Source organism: Bryocella sp. (genome assembly GCF_058498515.1).
Genome location: NZ_JBMHYI010000045.1, coordinates 1 through 20,275 on the forward strand (window position 1 = coordinate 1; position 20,275 = coordinate 20,275).

Annotated in this window: 21 protein-coding genes; 11 read left to right on the plus strand and 10 right to left on the minus strand. The window is 59.1% G+C overall.

What is annotated here, in order from left to right:
- The coding region (locus tag AC5E6W_RS13085) for a TrbC/VirB2 family protein (RefSeq protein WP_491752754.1) at positions 1–215 on the minus strand (215 nt) is incomplete at its 3' end.
- 524 nt (positions 216–739) lie between these two features.
- Between AC5E6W_RS13085 and AC5E6W_RS13090 the strand changes: the two genes are divergently transcribed.
- The 6 genes from AC5E6W_RS13090 to AC5E6W_RS13115 all read left to right on the plus strand — a co-directional run bounded on the left by AC5E6W_RS13090 (position 740) and on the right by AC5E6W_RS13115 (position 6,667).
- Positions 740–928, plus strand: a complete 189-nt coding sequence (locus tag AC5E6W_RS13090; protein ID WP_491752783.1) for a helix-turn-helix domain-containing protein — start codon at positions 740–742, stop codon at positions 926–928.
- A 223-nt stretch (positions 929–1,151) separates the two neighbouring features.
- Complete coding sequence (locus AC5E6W_RS13095; RefSeq protein ID WP_491752755.1) at positions 1,152–2,399, plus strand: site-specific integrase; 1,248 nt, start codon at positions 1,152–1,154, stop codon at positions 2,397–2,399.
- The gene (locus AC5E6W_RS13100; protein WP_491752756.1) at positions 2,393–3,424 is read left to right on the plus strand and encodes a tyrosine-type recombinase/integrase; all 1,032 of its coding nucleotides are present in this window, start codon (positions 2,393–2,395) and stop codon (positions 3,422–3,424) included. Before AC5E6W_RS13095 ends, AC5E6W_RS13100 begins: the two co-directional genes overlap by 7 nt.
- On the plus strand, positions 3,417–4,658 hold the full coding sequence (locus AC5E6W_RS13105; protein ID WP_491752757.1) for a tyrosine-type recombinase/integrase: 1,242 nt from the start codon (positions 3,417–3,419) through the stop codon (positions 4,656–4,658). Before AC5E6W_RS13100 ends, AC5E6W_RS13105 begins: the two co-directional genes overlap by 8 nt.
- A 359-nt stretch (positions 4,659–5,017) precedes the next feature.
- The gene (locus AC5E6W_RS13110; protein ID WP_491752758.1) at positions 5,018–5,626 is read left to right on the plus strand and encodes a tyrosine-type recombinase/integrase; all 609 of its coding nucleotides are present in this window, start codon (positions 5,018–5,020) and stop codon (positions 5,624–5,626) included.
- Between the two features lie 87 nt (positions 5,627–5,713).
- Positions 5,714–6,667, plus strand: a complete 954-nt coding sequence (locus AC5E6W_RS13115; protein WP_491752759.1) for a toll/interleukin-1 receptor domain-containing protein — start codon at positions 5,714–5,716, stop codon at positions 6,665–6,667.
- 21 nt (positions 6,668–6,688) lie between these two features.
- On the opposite strand, the gene AC5E6W_RS13120 is transcribed toward AC5E6W_RS13115, so the two are convergent.
- The 4 genes from AC5E6W_RS13120 to AC5E6W_RS13135 form a co-directional block, all read right to left on the minus strand.
- Positions 6,689–7,024: a hypothetical protein gene (locus AC5E6W_RS13120; protein WP_491752760.1), complete on the minus strand. Its 336-nt coding sequence runs from the start codon at positions 7,022–7,024 to the stop codon at positions 6,689–6,691.
- A gap of 25 nt (positions 7,025–7,049) precedes the next feature.
- Positions 7,050–8,012, minus strand: coding sequence for a nucleotidyl transferase AbiEii/AbiGii toxin family protein (locus tag AC5E6W_RS13125; protein ID WP_491752761.1), 963 nt, complete (start codon positions 8,010–8,012; stop codon positions 7,050–7,052).
- On the minus strand, positions 8,009–8,749 hold the full coding sequence (locus tag AC5E6W_RS13130) for a DUF6088 family protein (protein ID WP_491752762.1): 741 nt from the start codon (positions 8,747–8,749) through the stop codon (positions 8,009–8,011). The genes AC5E6W_RS13125 and AC5E6W_RS13130 overlap by 4 nt, the downstream gene beginning before the upstream one ends.
- A gap of 288 nt (positions 8,750–9,037) precedes the next feature.
- Positions 9,038–9,310 (minus strand): hypothetical protein, encoded by a 273-nt coding sequence (locus AC5E6W_RS13135; protein WP_491752763.1) that lies wholly within the window; start codon positions 9,308–9,310, stop codon positions 9,038–9,040.
- 118 nt (positions 9,311–9,428) lie between these two features.
- Between AC5E6W_RS13135 and AC5E6W_RS13140 the strand changes: the two genes are divergently transcribed.
- From AC5E6W_RS13140 to AC5E6W_RS13160, 5 genes are all read left to right on the plus strand, one after another.
- Positions 9,429–9,914 (plus strand): VOC family protein, encoded by a 486-nt coding sequence (locus AC5E6W_RS13140; RefSeq protein WP_491752764.1) that lies wholly within the window; start codon positions 9,429–9,431, stop codon positions 9,912–9,914.
- 515 nt (positions 9,915–10,429) lie between these two features.
- Entirely contained in the window at positions 10,430–10,618 is a 189-nt protein-coding gene (locus AC5E6W_RS13145; protein WP_491752765.1) for a helix-turn-helix domain-containing protein, read from the plus strand.
- 409 nt (positions 10,619–11,027) lie between these two features.
- Positions 11,028–11,762, plus strand: a complete 735-nt coding sequence (locus AC5E6W_RS13150) for a (Fe-S)-binding protein (RefSeq protein WP_491752784.1) — start codon at positions 11,028–11,030, stop codon at positions 11,760–11,762.
- Entirely contained in the window at positions 11,759–13,258 is a 1,500-nt protein-coding gene (locus AC5E6W_RS13155) for a LutB/LldF family L-lactate oxidation iron-sulfur protein (RefSeq protein ID WP_491752766.1), read from the plus strand. The genes AC5E6W_RS13150 and AC5E6W_RS13155 overlap by 4 nt, the downstream gene beginning before the upstream one ends.
- Complete coding sequence (locus tag AC5E6W_RS13160; RefSeq protein ID WP_491752767.1) at positions 13,258–13,896, plus strand: LutC/YkgG family protein; 639 nt, start codon at positions 13,258–13,260, stop codon at positions 13,894–13,896. Before AC5E6W_RS13155 ends, AC5E6W_RS13160 begins: the two co-directional genes overlap by 1 nt.
- 126 nt (positions 13,897–14,022) lie before the next feature.
- On the opposite strand, the gene AC5E6W_RS13165 is transcribed toward AC5E6W_RS13160, so the two are convergent.
- From AC5E6W_RS13165 to mobA, 5 genes are all read right to left on the minus strand, one after another.
- The gene (locus AC5E6W_RS13165; protein ID WP_491752785.1) at positions 14,023–15,006 is read right to left on the minus strand and encodes a DsbA family protein; all 984 of its coding nucleotides are present in this window, start codon (positions 15,004–15,006) and stop codon (positions 14,023–14,025) included.
- Positions 15,007–15,064: 58 nt separating this feature from the next.
- Positions 15,065–16,756: an NAD+ synthase gene (locus tag AC5E6W_RS13170; RefSeq protein ID WP_491752768.1), complete on the minus strand. Its 1,692-nt coding sequence runs from the start codon at positions 16,754–16,756 to the stop codon at positions 15,065–15,067.
- 49 nt (positions 16,757–16,805) lie between these two features.
- Positions 16,806–18,305 carry a sugar transferase gene (locus tag AC5E6W_RS13175; RefSeq protein WP_491752769.1) on the minus strand — a complete coding sequence of 500 codons (1,500 nt, stop codon included), beginning with the start codon at positions 18,303–18,305 and terminating at the stop codon, positions 16,806–16,808.
- 133 nt (positions 18,306–18,438) lie between these two features.
- Positions 18,439–19,548 carry an ABC transporter ATP-binding protein gene (locus AC5E6W_RS13180; protein WP_491752770.1) on the minus strand — a complete coding sequence of 370 codons (1,110 nt, stop codon included), beginning with the start codon at positions 19,546–19,548 and terminating at the stop codon, positions 18,439–18,441.
- An 81-nt stretch (positions 19,549–19,629) separates the two neighbouring features.
- The gene (gene mobA, locus AC5E6W_RS13185) at positions 19,630–20,274 is read right to left on the minus strand and encodes a molybdenum cofactor guanylyltransferase (RefSeq protein ID WP_491752771.1); all 645 of its coding nucleotides are present in this window, start codon (positions 20,272–20,274) and stop codon (positions 19,630–19,632) included.
- Between the last annotated feature and the right edge of the window lies 1 nt (position 20,275).

Here is a 20,275-nt window from a genome sequence, read left to right on the forward strand (position 1 = left end):
TACCCGCCCAACACAATCGCAATCAGACTGCTCACCTTGGCAATCGTCCCGGTGAAGAGGGTCTGAATGGATGTGAGACCCGTGTCAAAAGGCGAACTCCCGCTTTGCGCGTGGGCTGCCAGTGGAAACAGGAGAAGTGTGAGCAGTAAGAAGCCCGAGAAGGAAGGCCGATGATTCGGCCTCTCAACTCGGGCTGCACGATGAAGCGTCTTCATGTTTGCACCTCCATCCGACTCAAGTTCGTCGGGGTATGGCGCAAACGTAGAAGCGGAAAAGGCTCCGCGTCCAATCACTTCTTGGAAGAGCACTATTCCTGCGGGTAATGATGGGACGGCGAATCGAGGGGATTTCTGAGAACTATTTGGAGAGGTACTGTTCTAGCATTTGCGGCTCTCCGGCTCCGCACACGGAGAGGTTTGCCTCTATTTCGGTCCGATTCGAAACCAGACAGTTGAAGCTAGTGCCGTCGGTGAAGTCGATCTGGATCTCGGTGCCATTCGTTGTGGCAGGGAAGATGTTGAGCGTCTTAATTGTCTTGCCGCTGAGGGTTGAACACTCGGTTGGTCCTTCGCTTCCCATTCCGACTCCCATCGAACCATCCACGACTTCTCCAAGATGCCCCTTATTAGGGGATTCGTCAAGGCTTCCACAAACTTAAGTTGTGAAGCAGCGTGCCGAAGCCGAAACTCGAAAGTCGCGAAAGGCCAGGACCGCTCCGTACCAAGGAATATACGATGATGTGCTTCGGCGTTTGATAAACGCAAGAGAAGAAATCGGCCTCAGCCAACGCGAGGTTTCCGAACACCTGGGCATGTCGCACTCGTTCCTATCAAAGTGTGAAACCGGCGACCGCCGCATAGATCTCATGGAGCTGATTCAATTAGCCAAGCTCTACAAAAAACCAATCGAATCTTTTTTCGGAAGCTAAGGGGAAAGGCCCTGCGGGGGGCTTCCATCTTTTCAAATGTGTAAGTTACAGATTTCAGGTTGTGGAACAGGTTCGACTCCCCCGCTTCCACCAACTTCCATCAGCGCCGCACGATGAAGGCGAGATGACGATCCAAGCTGGGCTTCCGGCGTTGTAGTAGTTTGCTTCCCTTCTTCTCCCCGCAGGTAATCTGATCTTGCACCGGCAAGATGAGGGCAGACGATTGATCGAACGTATTACCGCTTCTCCCAGCGTGCATCTGCGTCACTACACAGCGCCTCTTTTGGTTGAGCGCGAGCAGTATCTCAATCACCTATTGCAGAAGGGTCTCGGCGCGGATCGTGTTCGCTCGGCTGCGGCCTACCTGCTTCATATTGTGCGCACCATGGAGCTGACTAGCCTGCGTATGGTGGAGCTAATAGAGATTGAAGCGGCGGGCGAACGCTGGAAAGAATACACCGGGCCGGAACGGCGAGGCACCCTTCCCGGAGCGACGGCCAGCTATTTCGTTCGCTTCGCAAAACAGTGGCTGAGCTTCCATGGCATGCTTGTGCTCCCGATGGCTCCGGCAGACTGGTTCGACGCGCCCCTGGAGCAGTTCACCAAAGCACTGACTGGACAGCGTGGACTCGCTGCGGCAACCGTCAAGAGTTACTCCGACAGAACCTACAACTTCCTGCGGTGGGCGGCAGAGCGCGGCAACCATCTCTCCCAACTGACCGGCGAAGAGGCGAACGCATTCGTTCGCCTGAAGCGTACAGAGGGATGGACGGCGGCGACCCTGGCCACGCAGTGCCAAGCGCTTCGGTCCTTCTTTGCATATGCCGAGAGCCAGGGCTGGTGCGCAACGGGCACCGCCGACCGCATCCGCAGCCCCCGTGTTCCGGCGCAGACGACGATGCCCAAAGGGCCGAAGTGGGCGGAGGTGCGCAGGCTGATCCGTTCCGTCAACGGCAAGACCGTGGAAGCGTTGCGTGCCAAGGCGATGCTTCTGCTGTATGCCATCTATGCCTTGCGAAGCAGCGAGGTCGCACGATTACGTTTGGAAGACTTCGACTGGCGGAGCGAGACCTTCACCGTCCGCCGGGCGAAGGGCGGCGGCGTCCAGCAATACCCGATCCAATATGAGGTCGGCGAAGCCATCCTCGCTTATCTGCGCTATGGGCGTCCCCGATGCTCCTGCCGCCAAGTCTTCGTAACCCTCCACCTTCCCTATCGCGCCATCGGTGCTGCTGGAATGTGGCTCGTGGTGGCGAAGCGAATGGAGGAGATGGGGCTGGAAACAAAGCATCGCGGGCCACATGCGCTGCGTCATGCGTGCGCGACTTATCTTTTAAAAAAGGGGCACTCCCTACAAGAGATTGCGGAGTTTCTAGGGCATCGCAACCTCCAGTCGGTCGGCATTTATGCCAAGCACGATCAAAAGGCCCTGCGGGCGGTAGCCGCGTTTCGTTTGACGGGGATATGCTGACGCTCTCGGAGGCAGTTCAGATTTACGTCCAGCAAAGACGCGCTGGCGCCGGGGCTCTCGATCCGAGCCACAAAGATCTCGTGACGCTCGGCGAGCGAGCTGGAGACCTTGCACTCCAGAGGATTGCGCCGCATCAAATCGCGGCATGGCTTCACCAGATCTCTTCGTCGCCGGTCTCCTGGGAAGCGAAGTATCACGCGCTCCACCGGTTCTTCGACTTCTGGGTGAAGCGAGGCGAGATTCAACGTGCTCCCATGCCCAGCAAGCGCAAAGATCGTTCCCGCGCCTTCGTTCCCTATATCTATACCCGAGTAGAAATACGCACTCTGTTGCGCACGGTGCGTGCCAGCCAACAAGCTCTCTGGTGCCGCATCGACGGGGAGACATTGCGTACGCTGCTGATCCTGCTCTATGGAACAGGTGTGCTCGTCGGCGAGGCCCAGAGATTGCTGCTTGATGATGTCGATCTGCGGCGAGGAACGATCATCGTGCGTGGGCCAGCGGGCAATCGTCCGCGTACGTTGCCGATTGGCGATGACATCGTTCGTGCTTTGACCAGATATCAGCGCATGCGTCAGCGTAAGAAGACGTCGAGTGAGCACTTCTTCGTGAATAAAAAGGGCGAAGCCCTCAATCCGAATACTCTCTATGGCACCTTCAAACGCATTCGATTGCTTTCCGGGATCCGCCGCAACGATGGTGCGTACTACCAGCCGCGCATTCATGATCTGCGGCCTACTTTCGCAGTCCATCGCATTACTGTATGGCTGCGCCATGGAGCGGACCTCAACCGGATGCTGCCGGCCCTTGCAGCGTACATGGGCCAGATTGGGTTAGGTTCCACGACGCGCTATTTAGCGCTGACACCGGAACGATTTCGCGCTCAACTCAAACTGCTTAGTCCAGGGCGGAGAAAGCGCCACTGGCGGGATGACACGGAACTGATGCGATTTCTGGAACAACTCGACCGGGTAAACGACAGGCCGCTGCGAGTTGGGGCAGCCGAAACGAGGGTGCATGATTGAACGCATCTTTACTCGTTCGGAACAGATCGCGCTTCATCAGCAGGTACCGCTCTTGACGGAACGGGAAGACTACTTACGATATTTGCACCGCCAAGAGTACGGCTATAGCTCGTTGTACCGTGTGGCGAATCTGCTGGTGCCGATTGTGCAGTTTCTTGCACTGAACGAATTGCGTGTGATCGGCATGGCAGAGCTGCGCCAAGCCGCAGCTGCGTGGTCTGCTATGCAACAAAGGGAGGGCGATGATATCGCCTCGCAGTCGCGACGCGCTGAATCCTTCCTGGTCGTCGCGCGCCCGTGGCTGCGCTTCCATGGAAAGCTGGCTCCTCGCGTTCTTCCTTATCAGAACGAGATCGCTGCGTTCACCGAAGCCATGCGTGTCACCCGAGGTTTGGCACAAGCCACGATCAATGGGTACTGTAACCGCGCCCAGCACTTCCTGACATGGCTGGCGGCACAGGGCGGCGAATTGCGTACCGTTTCCTTACGCGAAATCGAGACGTACCTGGACAGCAGACGAAACTCCGGGTTGAAGCCGGAGGTGATGGCTTCCCAGTCCCAGGCGATGCGCAGCTTTTTCCAATATGCCGAGACACAAGGCTGGTGCCCGCCCAACCTGCCACTCGGCATTCGCAGCCCGCGTGTCCCGAAGTATCACCCGCACCCCAAGGGCCCCGCGTGGCGACACGTGAGCCAACTCTTGAAACTGGCCGACGGGCCGGAGCCTGAACAACTGCGTGCGAAAGCCATCCTGCTGCTCCTGACGATCTATGGCCTGCGCAGCAGTGAAATCCGCGACTTGCGGTTGAAAGACTTCGACTGGCGCAACGAAGTGTTCACTGTTCGACGAGCGAAGCGCGGGGGTATGCAACAGTACCCGCTCCAGTATGAAGTCGGCGAGGCGATTCTTGCGTATCTTCGCTTCGGTAGAGTGCGAAACAGCTCTAGCCATCTCTTTCTGTCGCTGATGCGTCCCTATGGTCCACTCTCCTCAGCGGTTGTCTGGCAGACTGTTGGGAAACGATTGCGCACCCTTGGCCTCGATTTGGAGCACATTGGCCCGCATTCCCTGCGTCACGCTTGCGCGACGCGTTTGCTGAAAAAGGGCGCTTCTCTCAGCGATATCGCAGAGTATCTCGGGCACCATGATACGAACTCCATTGGCATCTATGCCAAACATGACGGATATGGCTTACGTCAGGTTGCCGCGTTCGGCCTCACGGGGTTGCGATGAAACTAGGCGAAGGCATTCGCCTCTATATCAAGGCGAAACGGATGCAAGGCGTGGAGTGGATCAAGGGGGCGCAGATTCTCCGTTGCTTTGGTAAGGAAGTGGGAAACCTCCCGCTGCCCCTCATCCGGGTGCATCATGCGGAGTCGTTCCTCGGCGATGGACTGGTCTCCCGGATGTGGGGGCACAAATATGGCGTACTCCACCAATTTTTCCTGTACTGGGTCGCGCACCAGGAGATCAGTGGTTTGCCGCTCCCTCCGCGCTGCCGGCCTCTGCCACAGACCTTCGTCCGCTACATCTACTCGCGCGCCGAACTGCATCAGCTCCTAGTGTCCACTAGCAAGACGCAACGCGGATTCATGTCCATTTTTACCGCGCGGACGTTCCGCACGCTTCTGCTGTTTCTGTACGGAACCGGCGTGCTGTTGGGAGAGGCGCTGAGGTTGGAACGAAGCGACATTGATTTTCGGAAGCGTCGCATCACCATTCGCAACGGTCGTTTCGAGCGAACACGCGAGATTCCGATTGCCCCCGATCTGCTGGAGATCCTGCGTCGCTATCACAAGAATGTGCACCGTAAGGGCACGATGATCGACCCGCAATTCTTTCTAACGGTCAACGGGGAGAAGCTGAACGACCACACGGTGCAGAAGACGTTTGAGCGGCTTCGCAGGGTGGCTGAGGTGGTGCGTACTGATGGGTCCCGTTATCAGCCGCGCCTGCACGACCTGCGCCATACCTTTGCCGTGCATCGCCTGACAGCGTGGTACAAACGCGGCGCAGACCTCAATCGCATGCTTCCCGCTCTCGCTGCCTACATGGGGATGAGTGATCTAAGAGCGACAGGGCGGTATCGTGCCTTGACGCCGGAACGGTTTCGCAAGCAGCTCAACACGCTCAGCCCGATGCGCGGGAAAAATCGGTGGCGCGATGACACCCAACTGATGAAGTTTCTGGATTCTCTGTAATCTCAATCTGACGACTTAAGTTGCCGGCGCGACCAATACAGGAGAAGCGGGGCTTGGGCTAATCTGCGGTGAGGATGGTGTTCTTTCATGATCGAGGCCAATCTGCTAGCACCGAAGGTGTTTCTCAGCCACGCGAGCGAAGATAAACAGCGATTCGTAATTCCTTTTGCGACTTCTCTGCGTTTGAAAGGAGTCGATGTCTGGCTGGACAAATGGGAAATACTGCCGGGAGATAGTTTGGTCGATAAGCTTTTCGAGGAAGGCCTTAAGGGAGCCGAAGCGGTCCTGATTGTGATCTCCGCGGTAAGTGTCACCAAACCATGGGTGCGGCAAGAACTTAATACGGCCATTGTTAATCGAATCACGCGTCAGACCAAGGTCATACCGATCGTCTTGGACAAAGCAGAGGTTCCAGAAGCGTTGCGCTCTCTCGTTTGGGAGCCCATTCCAGATTTGAATGATTACGGAGACCAACTGGATCGAATTGTGGCAGCCATCTTTGGCCATCGTGACAAACCGGCCCTAGGAAAATCTCCGGACTACCTGAAAGAGCGGTCGATTCCCGGCCTTCATCCCTCCGACACCCGAGTCCTGCGGTTGATCTACGAAGATGCCATTGAACGAAACCGCCCGATTTGGAGCCCGGAACAGTTTTCGTTGAAGCTGGAGGATATGTCCCAGGAGTCATTCCTTGACTCGCTGGAAATTCTGGAACAACAGGGATATATCAAGATCAAACGATTGATGGGCGGCTTGCCGCGAGGAATAGGAGTCATCCAGCCAACGTTGAACGGCTTTATGGTTTTCGCGAGAGCGAACATGCCTCAGATCGAAGAAATCATTCGGAAGGTCGCCTTAGTGATCCTCAATGAAGGTCTGGAATCTGCTTCAGAGATCACGGAAACGACGCAGATAGCTCCGTTTGTTGTGGACAATCTGCTTGACTTGTTCGCTTCACGCAACTGGTTGAAAGTTTCCAATACGCTGTCGGATAAGCATGTCTACAGCGTTTCCCCGAGCATGAAGCGTGCGCTTGCTTAAGCGTTCCTTCTCGGGCTGCGGCTAAGCTTCATCTTCGCCCAATCCAAGCTTCTTCTGGGTCCATTCCGTTCCTGCCGCCGAGAGCATATCGCTCCAGGACGCGAACGGAGTGTTTTGCTGAATGAAGTTGTCCCATTCCTCATCCGGGATGTTTGCGAAATCTTCAGCCGTCTCTACCTTGAAGCCGCTCGCTTCGAACATTTCATCTTCCGAAAGGAACCGGGTGTGCTTTGCCAAAAAACCAGGCGTGAGCAATTCGCTCAGCGGGACTTCTTGCGTGCCGTGAATTGATTCGGCCTTCTCAGCCAGGTCTTCCAACTTCTTGCTCAGTTCGTCGAAGCCTTTGATCTCGATCATGGATGAATTCCTCTCTGTGTTCACCTTACAGAAGTTCCTGTAGCTCGACGAATCGAGCTTGCACAGTGTCCCATGACGGGTACTCACCGAAGCAAAGAACCTCGCACTGACCCTCATATTCGCGGGCGATATCCGAGAGGAGCTGCTGTTTGGGAAAGAGTGCATCGCTGTTGGCGAAGCTCATCCGGTTAGGGAAAAAGTAGCTGCCAGGAAAATGAGTCCGGCTGATGAGGTCGTAATCCTCTTTGATTTCCTCGTATTCGGTGGACCGGAGCATATCAACGACCTCGGGCCGTTGGGAAAGTTGAAAGAGATCGTAATAGTGGCGGGCGTAGGTGCCGAGCGGGCGTCCGTCGCGCTTGAGCATCTCGACTTTGCTATGAATGGCGAACATTTTCTCTACAAAGGTTCGCCGGAAGTGGAGCAAGCGCATCTGAAACGAACCCTCGTCCTCGGCTCCAAGTGTGACGCCTGTTTCCGTGAGGAACTGGCTTAGGTAGGAGCGCAGTTCGACATGGGCGGTGGGTTCGCGGCCGCTTGCAGCCCCGGCCTCAAGCAGTACGCGGTTGGCGACCTCGCCGCGACCGCCATAAAGTTGCTCGTAAGAGAAGCGGTCATTGCGCCCGAAACCGCCGATGGTTTGGCTCTCTCCGGGCAGGAACTCTAGTGCGGGATGGGCCGCGACGGCGTCGCGGAGCCTCTTCAGTTCACGATCGATGCCGCGCTTGCTTAATGCCGGCTCGAACGCCAGCGGGTCAAGGAAGATGTCGATGTCTTCCGAGAATCGCTGAATCAGGTTCCATCCTTTGGAGAGGCTGGTGCCGCCTTTGAAGATGACTTGGTCGCCAGCGGTCGCGGCGACAATACGCAACACTTCTGTGACGTAGTAGTCCTTCTCGATGATCGCAGGACGAAATCCCTGGGCCGCGAAATGTTCTGCGGCACGAAGAATCGCCTGCGCGAAATCGGAATGCTCGAACAATTTCACGATTGGGGCGACTCCTTTGCCTGCCATTTACGCGCGTGCTTCAGCGATGCAAAGTATCCAAAGTCGAACCGAGAGAGAGGATTCAGGGAGCCGCGCAGGCGCGTTTGCGCGCCTGGATGTTGTCCCAGCTCTTCGGTCAGTGCGCCAAGCAAAGCGCGAACCCGTGGCGGCTCAGAGGCGGCGACCTTGAGCAGCCGTTCGAGTTGGCAGTCAGTTTTGAGCAGAGCTAACGTCTTCTGAATGGTTTTCTCAGGAGAGAGTTCGCTTGTCTTGCCTCCATTGCGGAGAAAGTCGAGTAAAGCGGCTTCTGTTTCGGACAGGTTCTTCCATGCTTCCGGTCGTCGGGCGTGGACACGGGTTTCTTCCCCAATGAGCTTCCTTGGAAGACTGAGAGAGCTGGTCGCCACTTCGCTTCGTTTGGGAGTTTGGGTCGTGAAGCCAAGCAAGTTTGCGGCGGCGACTCCTGACGGATAGATGGTGCTGTTCCGTTCCGCTAATTTCTGAATGGCGGTGGGATTGGGATGGCTAGGCCCGAAGGCCGTGGAGCGCGAACGGTAGTAGATGCCCTTGCTCAACCGTTGCAGTGTGCCGCTGCGGGTCAGGCGAGACAAAGTCTGGGCGACAGCCGGAAAGGGCTGGTCCCGGAAATCATCGTGACGCCAAAGCCGTTCCCCGCCCCGTTCAATCTGCTGGCGGATGAAGCTGGCTGTTTTGCGTGCTTTGGTGCTCTCTTCCATCTCTTTTACGATGGCGCGGCATCCCGTCTATGTCAAGTTTTTTTGCGACAAAACTTGACATAAAGAGAACAGAGATACCTGGAATCCGCTTCAAACAGCCGATGTAAAGTGTGGGTGCACGCGCGTCAAAGGCGCATCGAAAACAACACCACTTTAACACCACTGAGAAGATTCCCTTGCGTACTTTTCAGGGTTTTTGAGGGTGGTGTAGCTTACATAAATACCTGAAAATAAAGGCTATGGCGCATCTGGCGACAAGGTATTTCCGCAGGGTGAGCCCTCATCTTTTCAAGTCGCCTCCCGGATCGCCGATGCCATTCTGCCGCTGTAGTGAATGGCCGATTTTTGATGGAGACTGGCATCTTTCATACTGGCCTGCCCAGCCTTCGCTAACGCCTTCTTGATCGAAGGCGAATAATCCTTGGTCAGGCGTCGGATCGCATACGACGCCCTCAAGAGCCAGTGCAGTATGAGTCCCACTTCAAGCGAGGACATTGTCGTGCTCACGACACGCCGTACTTTCGCAGGTTCTGCCGCCGTGATCGGCGTAGTTGTCTTCATGCCATTCGCTTGTGCTGCCACCACTCGGAGGCATGGGATCCGCCTTCCGGTATCGAAGCGGACCTTCTATCTCTGTCTCGGCGAGTAACACAGATGAATACAAGAAAAGGAATGAGTGATGGACCGGAGACGGTTTTTAGAGACCACGGCGCTCAGCGGAGCCTCAAGTTTTTTGACCACGTCACGTGCGGAAGATTCCGCGCAATCACACCGGAAACTTCAGATCCGAATCGCGAGGCCCACAGATAAGCTGCCAGAGGTTACCAGCTTCTACCGCGATGGGCTGGGACTTCCGGTGATTGGACACTTCGAGAATCACGCTGGCTATACAGGCATCATGTTCGGCATGCCTGAGGAACGACTCCACTTGGAGTTCACACATAACGACACCGGCAGTCCATGCCCGGCGCCGACGAAGGACAATTTACTGGTCTTCTACATGCCGAACGCGCAGGATCATCTTGATGCGGTGCAACGACTCGAGCAGAGTGGGCATACAGCCGTAGAGCCCGAAAATCCTTATTGGAAAGCCCATAGCAAGACATTTGAAGATCCAGATGGCTGGCGCGTGGTGCTTTATCACGGCGAAGCGTTCGCACGCTGAACGGTCCACGATTACTTTGGATCTCCGGACCGGCGGCGACGAACTGTAAGACGAGCCGCCGCATCAATTCTGAACCGTTATCAACACCGACGATGCGGTGGCCGCGCGGTTGCTCAATCCCGAGGATAACTTCGATTCCGATGACGGGATGCTCATTGCCGCGACCAACGCCTATGCTCACGCCAGAGACGCTCATGGTCTATTTCAGTCCGATTCGAGACCAGACAGTTGAAGCTAGTCCCATCGGCGAAGTCGATCTGGATTTCGGTGCATTCGTTGTGGCACGGAAGATGTTGAGCGTCTTGATCGTTTTCCCGCTGAGCGTTGAACACTCCGTTGGTCCTTCGCTTGCCATTTCGACTCCTATCTAACCGCCCACGACTTCTCCAACATGCCCCTTATTAGGGGATTCGTCAATGCTTTCACAAACTTAAGTTTGTGAAGCAGCGTGCCGAAGCCGAAACCCGAAAGTCGCGAAAGGCCCGGACCGCTCCGTACCAAGGATCTACGATGATGTGCTTCGCCGCTTGATAAACGCAAGAGAAGAAATCGGTCTCAGCCAGCGCGAAGTTTCCGAGCACCTGGGCATGTCGCACTCGTTCTTGTCGAAGTGCGAAACGGGCGACCGCCGCGTGGACCTCATGGAGCTGATCCGGTTGGCGAAGCTGTACAAGAAGCCGATTCAGTTTTTCTTTGGAAGCTGAGCATCAGGACGAGGAACGTGATATCGGAAGTGACTTCGTTGTCACTGAGCGGTCATAGATTTTGTGCTAATTTGTGCTAACTGGTGGCCACTCTAGGCATTTTGGCACTTTTGTCCCTTTTTAGAATGTGCAAGTTACATGTTTTCAATGCGGGAGATGTGTTCGATCCCGACCCGCGCCTCCAAACTTTCAAGCAAAAGGCCTCCCACTCGGGAGGCTTTTTGCTTGAGTTCTCGGAACCTGCTCTTGGACGGCCAAGTGGGGATCCTGCGGCGTTCGCTCTCCGCACAGCCGGATGCACGGCATTGCATCCGGCTGATACCCTCGGAGTGCAACTCCCGCGCCAGTCAGATCCTGTACCGGCCAGACCGCCCGCGGGTACTTCCTCAGGAGGCCCACTCCGCTGCGCATCGCGCTTTTCGTCGCCTGCTACAACGACACGCTCTTTCCGCAGACCGGCGTCGCCGTCACGGAGCTGCTGGAGCGCCTGGGCCACACGGTCGAGTTCCCTCTCGCGCAGACCTGCTGCGGCCAGATGCATTACAACACCGGCTATCATGGCGAGGCTGTGCCCCTCGTCAGGCGCTTCGTGGAGCTCTTCCGCGATGCCGAAACCGTCTGCGTGCCCTCCGCTTCCTGTGTCGCGATGATGCGCGAGCACTACGAGCTGATCGCGCACAATGAGGACGACCCTCGGCTACTCGCCGAAGTCCAGTCCCTGCTGCCGCGCGTCTTCGAGTTCAGCGAGCTTCTTACAAAGAAACTTCAGCTGACCGACGTCGGCGCGTACTTCCCGCACAGCGTCACCTATCACCCCTCCTGCCATTCGCTGCGCATGCTCAACATCCGCGAAGGTCCGCTCACGCTGCTTCGCGCCGTGGATGGCCTCGACCTCATCGAGCTTCCCAATCGCGAGCAGTGCTGTGGCTTCGGCGGAACCTTTGCCGTGAAGAACATGGACGTCTCGACCGCCATGCTCGCTGAGAAGAAGGCTTGCGTCGTCGAGACCGGGGCCGAAGTGGTCACGTCTCTCGACAACAGCTGCCTGATGCAGATCTACGGCGGTCTGCATCGCGACGGTTCCACCGTTCGCACGCTGCACATCGCGGAGATCCTCAACTCGACCACTGGAGGCGCTGCATGAGCATTCGTGTCGGCAAGGCGGCACATGCGCCGGCCTTCCCCATCGCCGCGCACAAGGCGCTCGAAAACGACCAGTTGCGCACCAACGTTCGCCGCGCGACGACCACCATCCGCAACAAGCGCGCACTCCGCGTGCAGGAGATGCCCGACTGGGAGGCGCTGCGCTCCGCCGGTGCCGCCATCAAGCAGCACACCCTCGCGCACCTCGACCACTACCTCGAGGAGTTCGTCGCCAACTGCGAGCGCGCTGGAGGCAAGGTCCACTGGGCACGCGATGCCGACGAAGCCAACTCCATCGCGATCAACCTCATCCGAACGTACGCGCCGAAAGACAGCACCGCCCCCGTCGAAGTCATCAAGGTCAAGACCATGACCTCCGACGAAATCCAGATGAACCACGCGCTGGAGGCAGCCGGCATCACGCCCATCGAGACCGACCTCGCCGACATGATCGTGCAGCTCGGCAAGGATGAGCCCTCGCACATCGTCGTGCCCGCGCTGCACAAAAATCGCACCGAGATTCGCGATATTTTTCGAGCCTCCATGGCTCGACCTGAATTAACCGACCAGCCCGAAGATCTTGCCGCCGCCGCCCGCCAGTACCTGCGTGAGCGCTTCCTGCGCACCAGAATCGCCATCAGCGGAGCCAACTTCGCCGTCGCCGATACTGGCGCCGTCTGCGTCGTGGAGAGCGAAGGCAACGGACGCATGTGCGTCACCCTGCCAGACGTACTCATCTCTCTGATCGGCATCGAGAAGGTCATCCCCACCTTCGGCGACCTCGAAGTGTACCTGCAGACGCTTCCCCGCTCGGCAACAGGCGAGCGCATGAACCCGTACAACTCCATCTGGACCGGTGTCACGCCTGGCGACGGCCCGCAGCACTTCCACATCATCCTGCTCGACAACGGCCGCACCAAGCTCCTGGAAGACGAGATGGAGCGCGAGACACTGCAGTGCATCCGCTGCGCCGCATGCCTCAACGCGTGCCCCGTCTACCGCGAGACCGGCGGCCACGCCTATGGCTCCATCTATTCGGGTCCCATCGGCGCAATCCTTTCACCGCAGTTGCAATCCCTCGAGCACTCGCGCTCGCTGCCCTACGCCTCCACGCTGTGCGGCGCGTGCTACGAAGTCTGCCCGGTGAAGATCAACATCCCCGAGGTGCTCATCCATCTGCGCGGCCGCATCGTTCGCGAAGATCAGAAGACCTTGAAGGGCAAGCTGGGCGTGGAGAACCTCGCCATGCAGGCCGCGGCAACGATCTTCCGCAGCGAGCGCCGCTACGAAGCCTCGCAACGGCTCGCACGCCTCGGACAACTCGCCTTCGAGCGCAAGGGTATGCTCACCAACCTGCCCGGCATGGCCGGCGGTTGGACGCAGACGCGCGACCTTCTCCCCATCCCCTCCAGCAGCTTCCGCGACTGGTGGAAGGCGCGGCAAAGGACGTGGTCGCCCAATAGTCCCGCAGCCAAGGGCCACGGAGACGCCAACTGATGAACGCTCGCGAAGAGATTCTCGCTCGTATCCGTGGAGCCCTGCACGTCCAGGCCTCAGACCCCGCGAACAAGCACGGTCACATCGTGCGCGAGTACACCCGCACAGCAGGGATGGACGAGCATGCGACGATCGAGCTCTTCATCGATCGCCTCGTCGACTACGACACCGAGGTGATCCAGGTTGGCTCGGACGCGGAGATTGCCGGAGCGGTCGCCCAGGCTCTTGCCAATGCGCAGGTGACCTATCTGCTCGCGCCCTCCGCGTTCCCGCGCGAATGGCTCCCCGAAGGTATCCACGTTACCTTCGACGAAGGTCTCTCACACGAGGCATTGAACCGCGAGAAGACCGTCATCACGACCTGCGAGGCCGCGGTCGCTTCCACCGGAACAATCGTCCTCGTGCACGGAGGTTCGCAGGGCCGCCGCGTGATCACACTGCTCCCGGACCATCACATCTGCATCGTGCGACGCAATCAGGTCTATGGCGTGCTGCCTGAGGCGCTCGACGCGATCAAATCTGATGCCGCGAAGCCCATCACCACGATCTCCGGCCCCTCAGCCACCAGCGACATCGAGATGGTGCGCATTCGCGGCGTACATGGCCCGCGTAGTCTGACGGTCGTACTCGTTGGTTGAGCAGATACGAGATGCGAGATTCGAGATGCGAACTGCGCGTCACTTATTGAACGACTAGTGTCAAGTGAAAAGGCCTGCGCAGATAGCGCAGGCCTCGTTTCTCGCATCTCGTCTCTCGCATCTGCGTTACTTCAGCGTAGAAAGCGAAGGCTGCAGCGTGATCGCAACGCCATCCTGCTTCGCCTGCCACACGATGATGCGCTTCAAGGTCTCGTACGGAATGGCCGTCATGGGCAGCAGATGTCCATTCACTGCGAGCGTCGGGGTCTGATCCACACCGAGATCGTCCGAGAGCTTCGTCGAAGCCTTGATGTCTGCCGCGATCTCCGGCGTCTTCGCGCACGCTGCAGCCGCAGCGGGATCGCCGCCAGCCGCTGCCACTGCGGTCGCGAGCGTCTGGTCAACAAGCTCCGGCGTCAGCGATTCCTGCTTGGCAAAAACAGTCTTCGTATACGTGAAGAAAGCTTCATCGCCCTTGGTCTTGCGCACGCACAGGCCTTCCGCAGCCGCGCGAAACGCGTACGGATGAATGTCGAGTGGAAGGTTCTCGAAGACAATGTGCGCCTGCGGAAAATCATTCGCGAGGTTGTTCATCGTGTCTTCGGCGTCCTTGCAGTGCGGGCATTGCAGGTCGGCAAACTCCACCAGCTCTAGCTCCTTTGACTTCGCGCCACGTGCTGGACCATTGGCCTGCGCAGCCAGCAGAGCGCGATTGTCCGCCCACGGCTTGGCGCCGAACTCCACCACCTGTCCAGCAACCGCATGCTTGCCATCCGGCGTCGTAATGAACTCCGATTGCTGCACCTTGCCCGGCTGACTTTTGTCCGCCACCAGCACGACCACCTTCGCCATCCCCGGCGCCGTCGTCTTCAGGATCGCGGCCACACTCCACATGCGGTTCTCGTCGTAGCCCCACAACGCCTTCAGGAATTCGTTCACCTCATCGCGTGTTGGCGAAGCAGCGGTGAAGTTCTTCAGGTTCGGTGGCGGAAAGGGATTCGTCACTGCACCCGCCTGCGGCGCGGGTGCCGGTGCTGCTGGAGCCTGAGCCATCGTTACACCGCAGGCAGCCATTGCCGCAGCCATCGCCATCGTTGCTCGCCACATCATCTTCACTCGCTTGTTGTCTCCTGCCGGATTGCTCCGGCTCCTCACTTCGTTTCAAACTTCATTTCGTTTCAACTTCACGGCGGGCCGCAATAGGAAACCTGCGTCCCATACCAAATGACTTGCTCGATACCTTCAGCACCGGCGCTGCCTGCTGCCGTTTGTACTCGCTGATCTCTACCAGCCGGATGACGCGCCGCACCAGATCAAGTTCCACCTGCTGCGCCGCGGCAATCTCCTCCGCGCTTGCGTAGTCTTCAATGTACGCGCGCAGCATGGGATCGAGCACCTCATACGGCGGCAGTGAGTCGGTGTCCTTCTGCCCCGGTCGAAGCTCTGCCGAAGGCGGCTTCGTAATCGTGTCCTCAGGGATCACCTCGACCTCACGATTGAGCCAGCGCGCGATGCGGTACACCTCTGTCTTGTAGACGTCCGCAATGACCGCCAGGGCCCCGACCATATCGCCATAAAGAGTGCAGTAGCCACAGGCCATCTCGCTCTTGTTACCCGTGGTCAGCACCAATGCTCCCGTCTTGTTGCTCACGCCCATCAGCAGCGTGCCGCGAATGCGCGGCTGGATGTTCTCTTCCGCAAGCCCAAAGTTCGTTCCTGCAAAGAACGGCTCAAGAACCTCCGTGAACTGCGTGAAGATCTGCTTGATCGGTAAGACGGTGAAGGCGATATCCAGGTTCTTCGCCAGCTTCTCCGCATCCGTGATCGAGCCCGTGGAGGAGAACTCGCTCGGCATGCCGATGCCCTGCACGTTCTCCTTACCCAGCGCGGCCACCGCAACTGCCGCCACGATGGCCGAATCGATACCACCGCTCAGCCCAATGACGGCCTTCGAGAAGCCGCACTTGCGCACGTAGTCGCGCGTGCCCAGCACCAGCGCATTCCACGTCCGCTCACTCTCGAGATCCGCGCCCGTTGCCGGCGCAAGCGGCTTCGTGTCGGCGATGCTGTCGAAGACCACGAGGTCCTCGGCAAAGCTCTTCGCCGCACAAACGACCTCGCCCTCGGCACTGACGGCGAACGAGCTCCCATCGAAGATCAGACTGTCATTCGCGCCGACCTGGTTCACCATCACCACCGCCGCACGGTGCCGCTTGGCCAGCGCGCCGAGCATGCGTTGCCGCACCTCGATCTTGCCGTGCCAGTACGGCGACGCGGAGATATTCACGATGAGCCGATGGTCGCTGAGCGGCTGCGGCAGCGCTCCCCACTGCTTCATCAGCTCCTCGACCGGATCGACCTTGTAGTTCAGCCGCGGCCAGAACAGCTTGTCGTTCCAGGCGTCCTCGCAGATGGTGATGGCAATGGCGTGTCCCTTGATGACCGTAAGCGACTGATGCTCCGCAGGCTCGAAGTAGCGTTGCTCGTCGAAGACGTCATAGAACGGAAGCAGGCACTTCTGCTGGATGAAGCGAATCGCTCCACCCTCGAGCACCACCGCAACATTGCGCGCACGCTTGGAGCCTGGCGTATCGCAACGCATCGGTGAACCGATGAGCACCGCCGGCCGCGCCGCGCCCCGCGTCAGCTCCGCGACCGCAGCCAGCGTCTCTTCGCTGCGCTGCAGGAAGATGTCCTTCTCCAGCAGATCGGCAGGAAAGTAGCCGCACGTGGCGAGTTCGGGAAACATCACGAGCTCCACACCCAGCGCCGCCGCGCGCTCGATGTACTCGGAGATCTTCTTCAGGTTGCCGGAAAAATCCCCGACCGTAGGATTGATTTGCGCCAGAGCGATCCGCACATCTTTAGTTTACGCGTCGCTCGCCAGATGGGTTAGGCCGGAGCGCGTTTCAGCTACCCGTCCCGCCAAGCACCACCGTCACGGTGCGCGCCAGGATACGCAGGTCCAGCATCAGGTTCCAGTTCTCGACGTAGGCGGTGTCCAGCGAGATGTAGCTGTCGAAGGACGGATCCTGCCGGGCCTCGACCTGCCACAAACCGGTGATGCCAGGCAGCACATCGAGGCGGCGCAGATGCTCCACGTCGTACTGTTCCACCTCGCTGGCCAGCGGCGGCCGCGGACCTACGAGGCTCATGTCTCCGAGCACCACGTTGAAAAACTGCGGCAGCTCATCCAGAGAATACTTGCGCAGCTTGACGCCGATCTTCGTGATGCGCGGATCGTTGGTGATCTTGAACAGGATGCCGTCGCGCTCGTTCTGCTGCATCAGGTCGGCCTTGCGCTTGTCGGCGTCGGCAACCATGGTGCGGAACTTGTAGCAGCTGAAGCGCCGCCCCTTGCGGCCGATGCGTGCAGCCTTGTAAAAAACCGGCCCGGGCGAGTCGCGCTTGATAACGATCGCAATCGCCAGCATCACCGGCGCCAGCACCGCCAGCGCAGCGCTCGAGAGAATGACATCCATGATGCGTTTGAGGATGAATGCCCCACGCGGAAAATCGCGGCGATGCAGCGGGATCGTCGGAAACTGGCCCACATACTCGATCGGCGCATTCCAGGCCAGTCCATCGTAGAGATCGGGCACCACACGGACATCGATACCGATGGCGCGCGCGTCCTCCACCACGGAGAGCACGGTCTGTTTGTCTGCCGGCGTCGAGAAGTAGATCTCATCCACGAAGAGCGAGCGAGCCAGCGGAACACAGTGCTCCACGTCGCCAATCACCTGGTGGTTCGGCCCCGCCTCGCTCTTCTCCAGCGAGATGAAGCCCTTGAAGCGGAAGCCCATGTGCGGCAGCGACTCGAGGTGATTTCGCAGCGCGTGCCCCACGCGGCCATCACCGACGATGAGCACATTCCGCACTTCTTTCCCCTGCAGGTAGCGGCGCTCGCGCACCCGACGCCACACCGCCCGCCGCCCCACCAGCATGATGCCGGTAAGGAATACGGTCAGCACCACCACCACGCGCGAGACCGCATACATGCGCGTCAGGTACAGCGTGCCGCAGATGAGCAGCCCTGCCGTCAGCGTGGCCTGGATCGTCAGGCGCGCTTCACTGAGGCCGCTGCGTGTTTCGGTGGGGCGATACAGGCCGTACACCCGCGCGAAGATCAGCAGATACACGCCGAAGATCAGCAGAAAGACCAGCGAGCCCAGCGGCGCGGCCTCTTCCAGGTGGCGCAGAATCACCCGGCTCGAGTTCGGCTTGATGGGGGGAAGATAAAGACGAAAGGCGATGAGTCCGGCCACGACGACACTGAAGAAGTCCAGGCCCGCCCAGATGAGATTTCCAACCGGCAATGTGTCCAACGCTCCGGGCCGCGTGTTTCCGGCCGACCGGCGCCTCAGGTTCGAGACCACTACTTGCTCCAGATAGTCTGGTGTCGTCATCCAAGTCATCCAGAAGTACGGGTTGGGTGCCGCTCTGCGTTCTTGGAGAGAACAGGTCAGGGAGTTGTTTCCAGTGTACGATCCAGCCGCCTCGACCTCTCGACTTTTTTGCAAGTGCTTCGCCAGCGAAGGCTTAGGACGCTCCTGTGGCCCCTTGTTCCAGCGTCGGCCGCCCAGGAAGCACCAGCTCGTCCATCGCCAGGAACTCGCTCAGCACGGGATCGTCGCTGGCCCGCATCTCGTCCATGGTGCCAAAGAATCGAGCCCGGCCTTCGTGCAGGAAGACCACCCTGTCGGCAAGTTTCTCAGCGAACCGCATGTCATGCGTCACTACGATGCTCGTAAGATGCAGCTGCGTCTTCAGCCGTTGGATCAGCTCGCACAGCAGGTTCCCCATCAGCGGATCAACCATCGTGGTCGGCTCATCGTAGAGCACCGCGCTGGGTTGCGCTGCCAGCGCCCGGGCGATCGCCACCGACCGCTTCATCCCAGTCGAAAGATCCGACGGAAGATGGTCCTCCATCCCCGCGACGCCCACCATCTCGAGCAGTCCGCGCACCACCTGCAGCATCTGGTCCTCGCGCATGTCGCCACGCTCGCGCAGTGGGAATGCGACGTTCTCGCCCACCGTGATCGAGTCGAACAGCGCCCCGCTTTGAAAGACCATCGTCACCTTCTGGCGCACCAGCTGCATCTCGCGCTCGGTCATGCCCGCAATGTCCTGCCCGGCCACCAGAACCGTACCACTGTCCGGCTTCAGAAATCCCATGATGATCTGTAATGAGACACTCTTGCCCACGCCGCTGCGGCCGAGGATGCAGAGGGTCTCACCTGGGTTGACGTAGAAGCTCACATCCTGCAGCACGACAAAGTCTCCGAACGACTTGAACACGTGCTCGAACGAGATGTACGGTCCAACCTCCGTGACCGCAAACGACGCTCCCTCCAGCCCTGCCGTGCCGGAGAACTGCGACTCATCCGCCACCGCTGCGCCTTCGGCCTCGTTAGCCAGGGCAGCTTCCGCCATGAACTCCTCTACGGCCGGTGCAACATCGGGCGAGACATTCTCGATCAGCGGCTCGATCTCCGCCTCGACCCGCTCCAGAGCAGTACGTTCCGGTTCCGGAAGTCCCTGCGTCTCCGCAATGTGCTGCTCCAGCTGGGCGTCGCTCGTCTCGGACTCCCCGGCTTTAGCGGGGTCCTTATGCGTGTCGGAACGTTTGCTGTCGTCGAGTGGAGCCATACCTCAAGTATCCCTCATGTCTCCAGGCTGTCCACCGGAGGGAATCTCCCCGCCGGCAGCCGATATCAGCGTCTTATAGGTCTAAGAACCCGCACGCCCGAAACGAGTTGCAATAGAGTTCCAATCCTCGGGAGTATTTACATTCGCGAAAAGGTCTGCGACCTCCACCGAGGTCCGCCCGATCGCACACGGCAACTCCTCCGCCTGTACCTGAAGAACCGCCCCCGCACCCAGGGTCACGTCCAGTTGCAGCCACAGACGCAGCAAACGCAGTTCCCCTCCGCCAACCATCTCGCGGATCGCGTCGCCGAGTTCCCTGCGCAGCAGGATGAACGCCGGCTGCACCTGGCCTACAGCGCTGAGATAACTTCCCTTGGCGCCGCTCGCCAGGACAAGTTCCACCCACTCCCGCAGGAGGTCCGCCGGGACCAGAGGTGCGTCCACCGGCACAAAGATCGCCCACGGCTCGGAACAGGCCGCCAGACCCGCCTCAACCGCCGCAGCCGGACCAGCGCCGTCCCGAAGATCCGGCACGACCGTGGCCAGCGAGGACAGGTCCTCGCGACTCCCTGCAATCGCCACCCCGGCGCAGAAGCTGCGCAGTTTCATCAGCGCAATCTCCGCCAGGCTGCGACCGCCGAGTTCCAGCACGGCCTTGTCCTTCCCCATGCGCGAGCTTCTCCCTCCGGCGAGGACAAAACCCGTGATCGGCAACGGCGCGCTCATC

Bases quoted from the DNA above. Each gene is read 5' to 3' on its own strand.
- AC5E6W_RS13100 (WP_491752756.1), top strand. From the start codon at position 2,393: ATGCTGACGCTCTCGGAGGCAGTTCAGATTTACGTCCAGCAAAGACGC.
- AC5E6W_RS13105 (WP_491752757.1), top strand. From the start codon at position 3,417: ATGATTGAACGCATCTTTACTCGTTCGGAACAGATCGCGCTTCATCAG.
- AC5E6W_RS13110 (WP_491752758.1), top strand. From the start codon at position 5,018: ATGTCCATTTTTACCGCGCGGACGTTCCGCACGCTTCTGCTGTTTCTG.
- AC5E6W_RS13115 (WP_491752759.1), top strand. From the start codon at position 5,714: ATGATCGAGGCCAATCTGCTAGCACCGAAGGTGTTTCTCAGCCACGCG.
- AC5E6W_RS13120 (WP_491752760.1), bottom strand. From the start codon at position 7,024: ATGATCGAGATCAAAGGCTTCGACGAACTGAGCAAGAAGTTGGAAGAC.
- AC5E6W_RS13130 (WP_491752762.1), bottom strand. From the start codon at position 8,749: ATGGAAGAGAGCACCAAAGCACGCAAAACAGCCAGCTTCATCCGCCAG.
- AC5E6W_RS13135 (WP_491752763.1), bottom strand. From the start codon at position 9,310: ATGAAGACAACTACGCCGATCACGGCGGCAGAACCTGCGAAAGTACGG.
- AC5E6W_RS13140 (WP_491752764.1), top strand. From the start codon at position 9,429: ATGGACCGGAGACGGTTTTTAGAGACCACGGCGCTCAGCGGAGCCTCA.
- AC5E6W_RS13155 (WP_491752766.1), top strand. From the start codon at position 11,759: ATGAGCATTCGTGTCGGCAAGGCGGCACATGCGCCGGCCTTCCCCATC.
- AC5E6W_RS13160 (WP_491752767.1), top strand. From the start codon at position 13,258: ATGAACGCTCGCGAAGAGATTCTCGCTCGTATCCGTGGAGCCCTGCAC.
- AC5E6W_RS13165 (WP_491752785.1), bottom strand. From the start codon at position 15,006: ATGATGTGGCGAGCAACGATGGCGATGGCTGCGGCAATGGCTGCCTGC.
- AC5E6W_RS13175 (WP_491752769.1), bottom strand. From the start codon at position 18,305: ATGACGACACCAGACTATCTGGAGCAAGTAGTGGTCTCGAACCTGAGG.
- AC5E6W_RS13180 (WP_491752770.1), bottom strand. From the start codon at position 19,548: ATGGCTCCACTCGACGACAGCAAACGTTCCGACACGCATAAGGACCCC.
- mobA (WP_491752771.1), bottom strand. From the start codon at position 20,274: ATGAGCGCGCCGTTGCCGATCACGGGTTTTGTCCTCGCCGGAGGGAGA.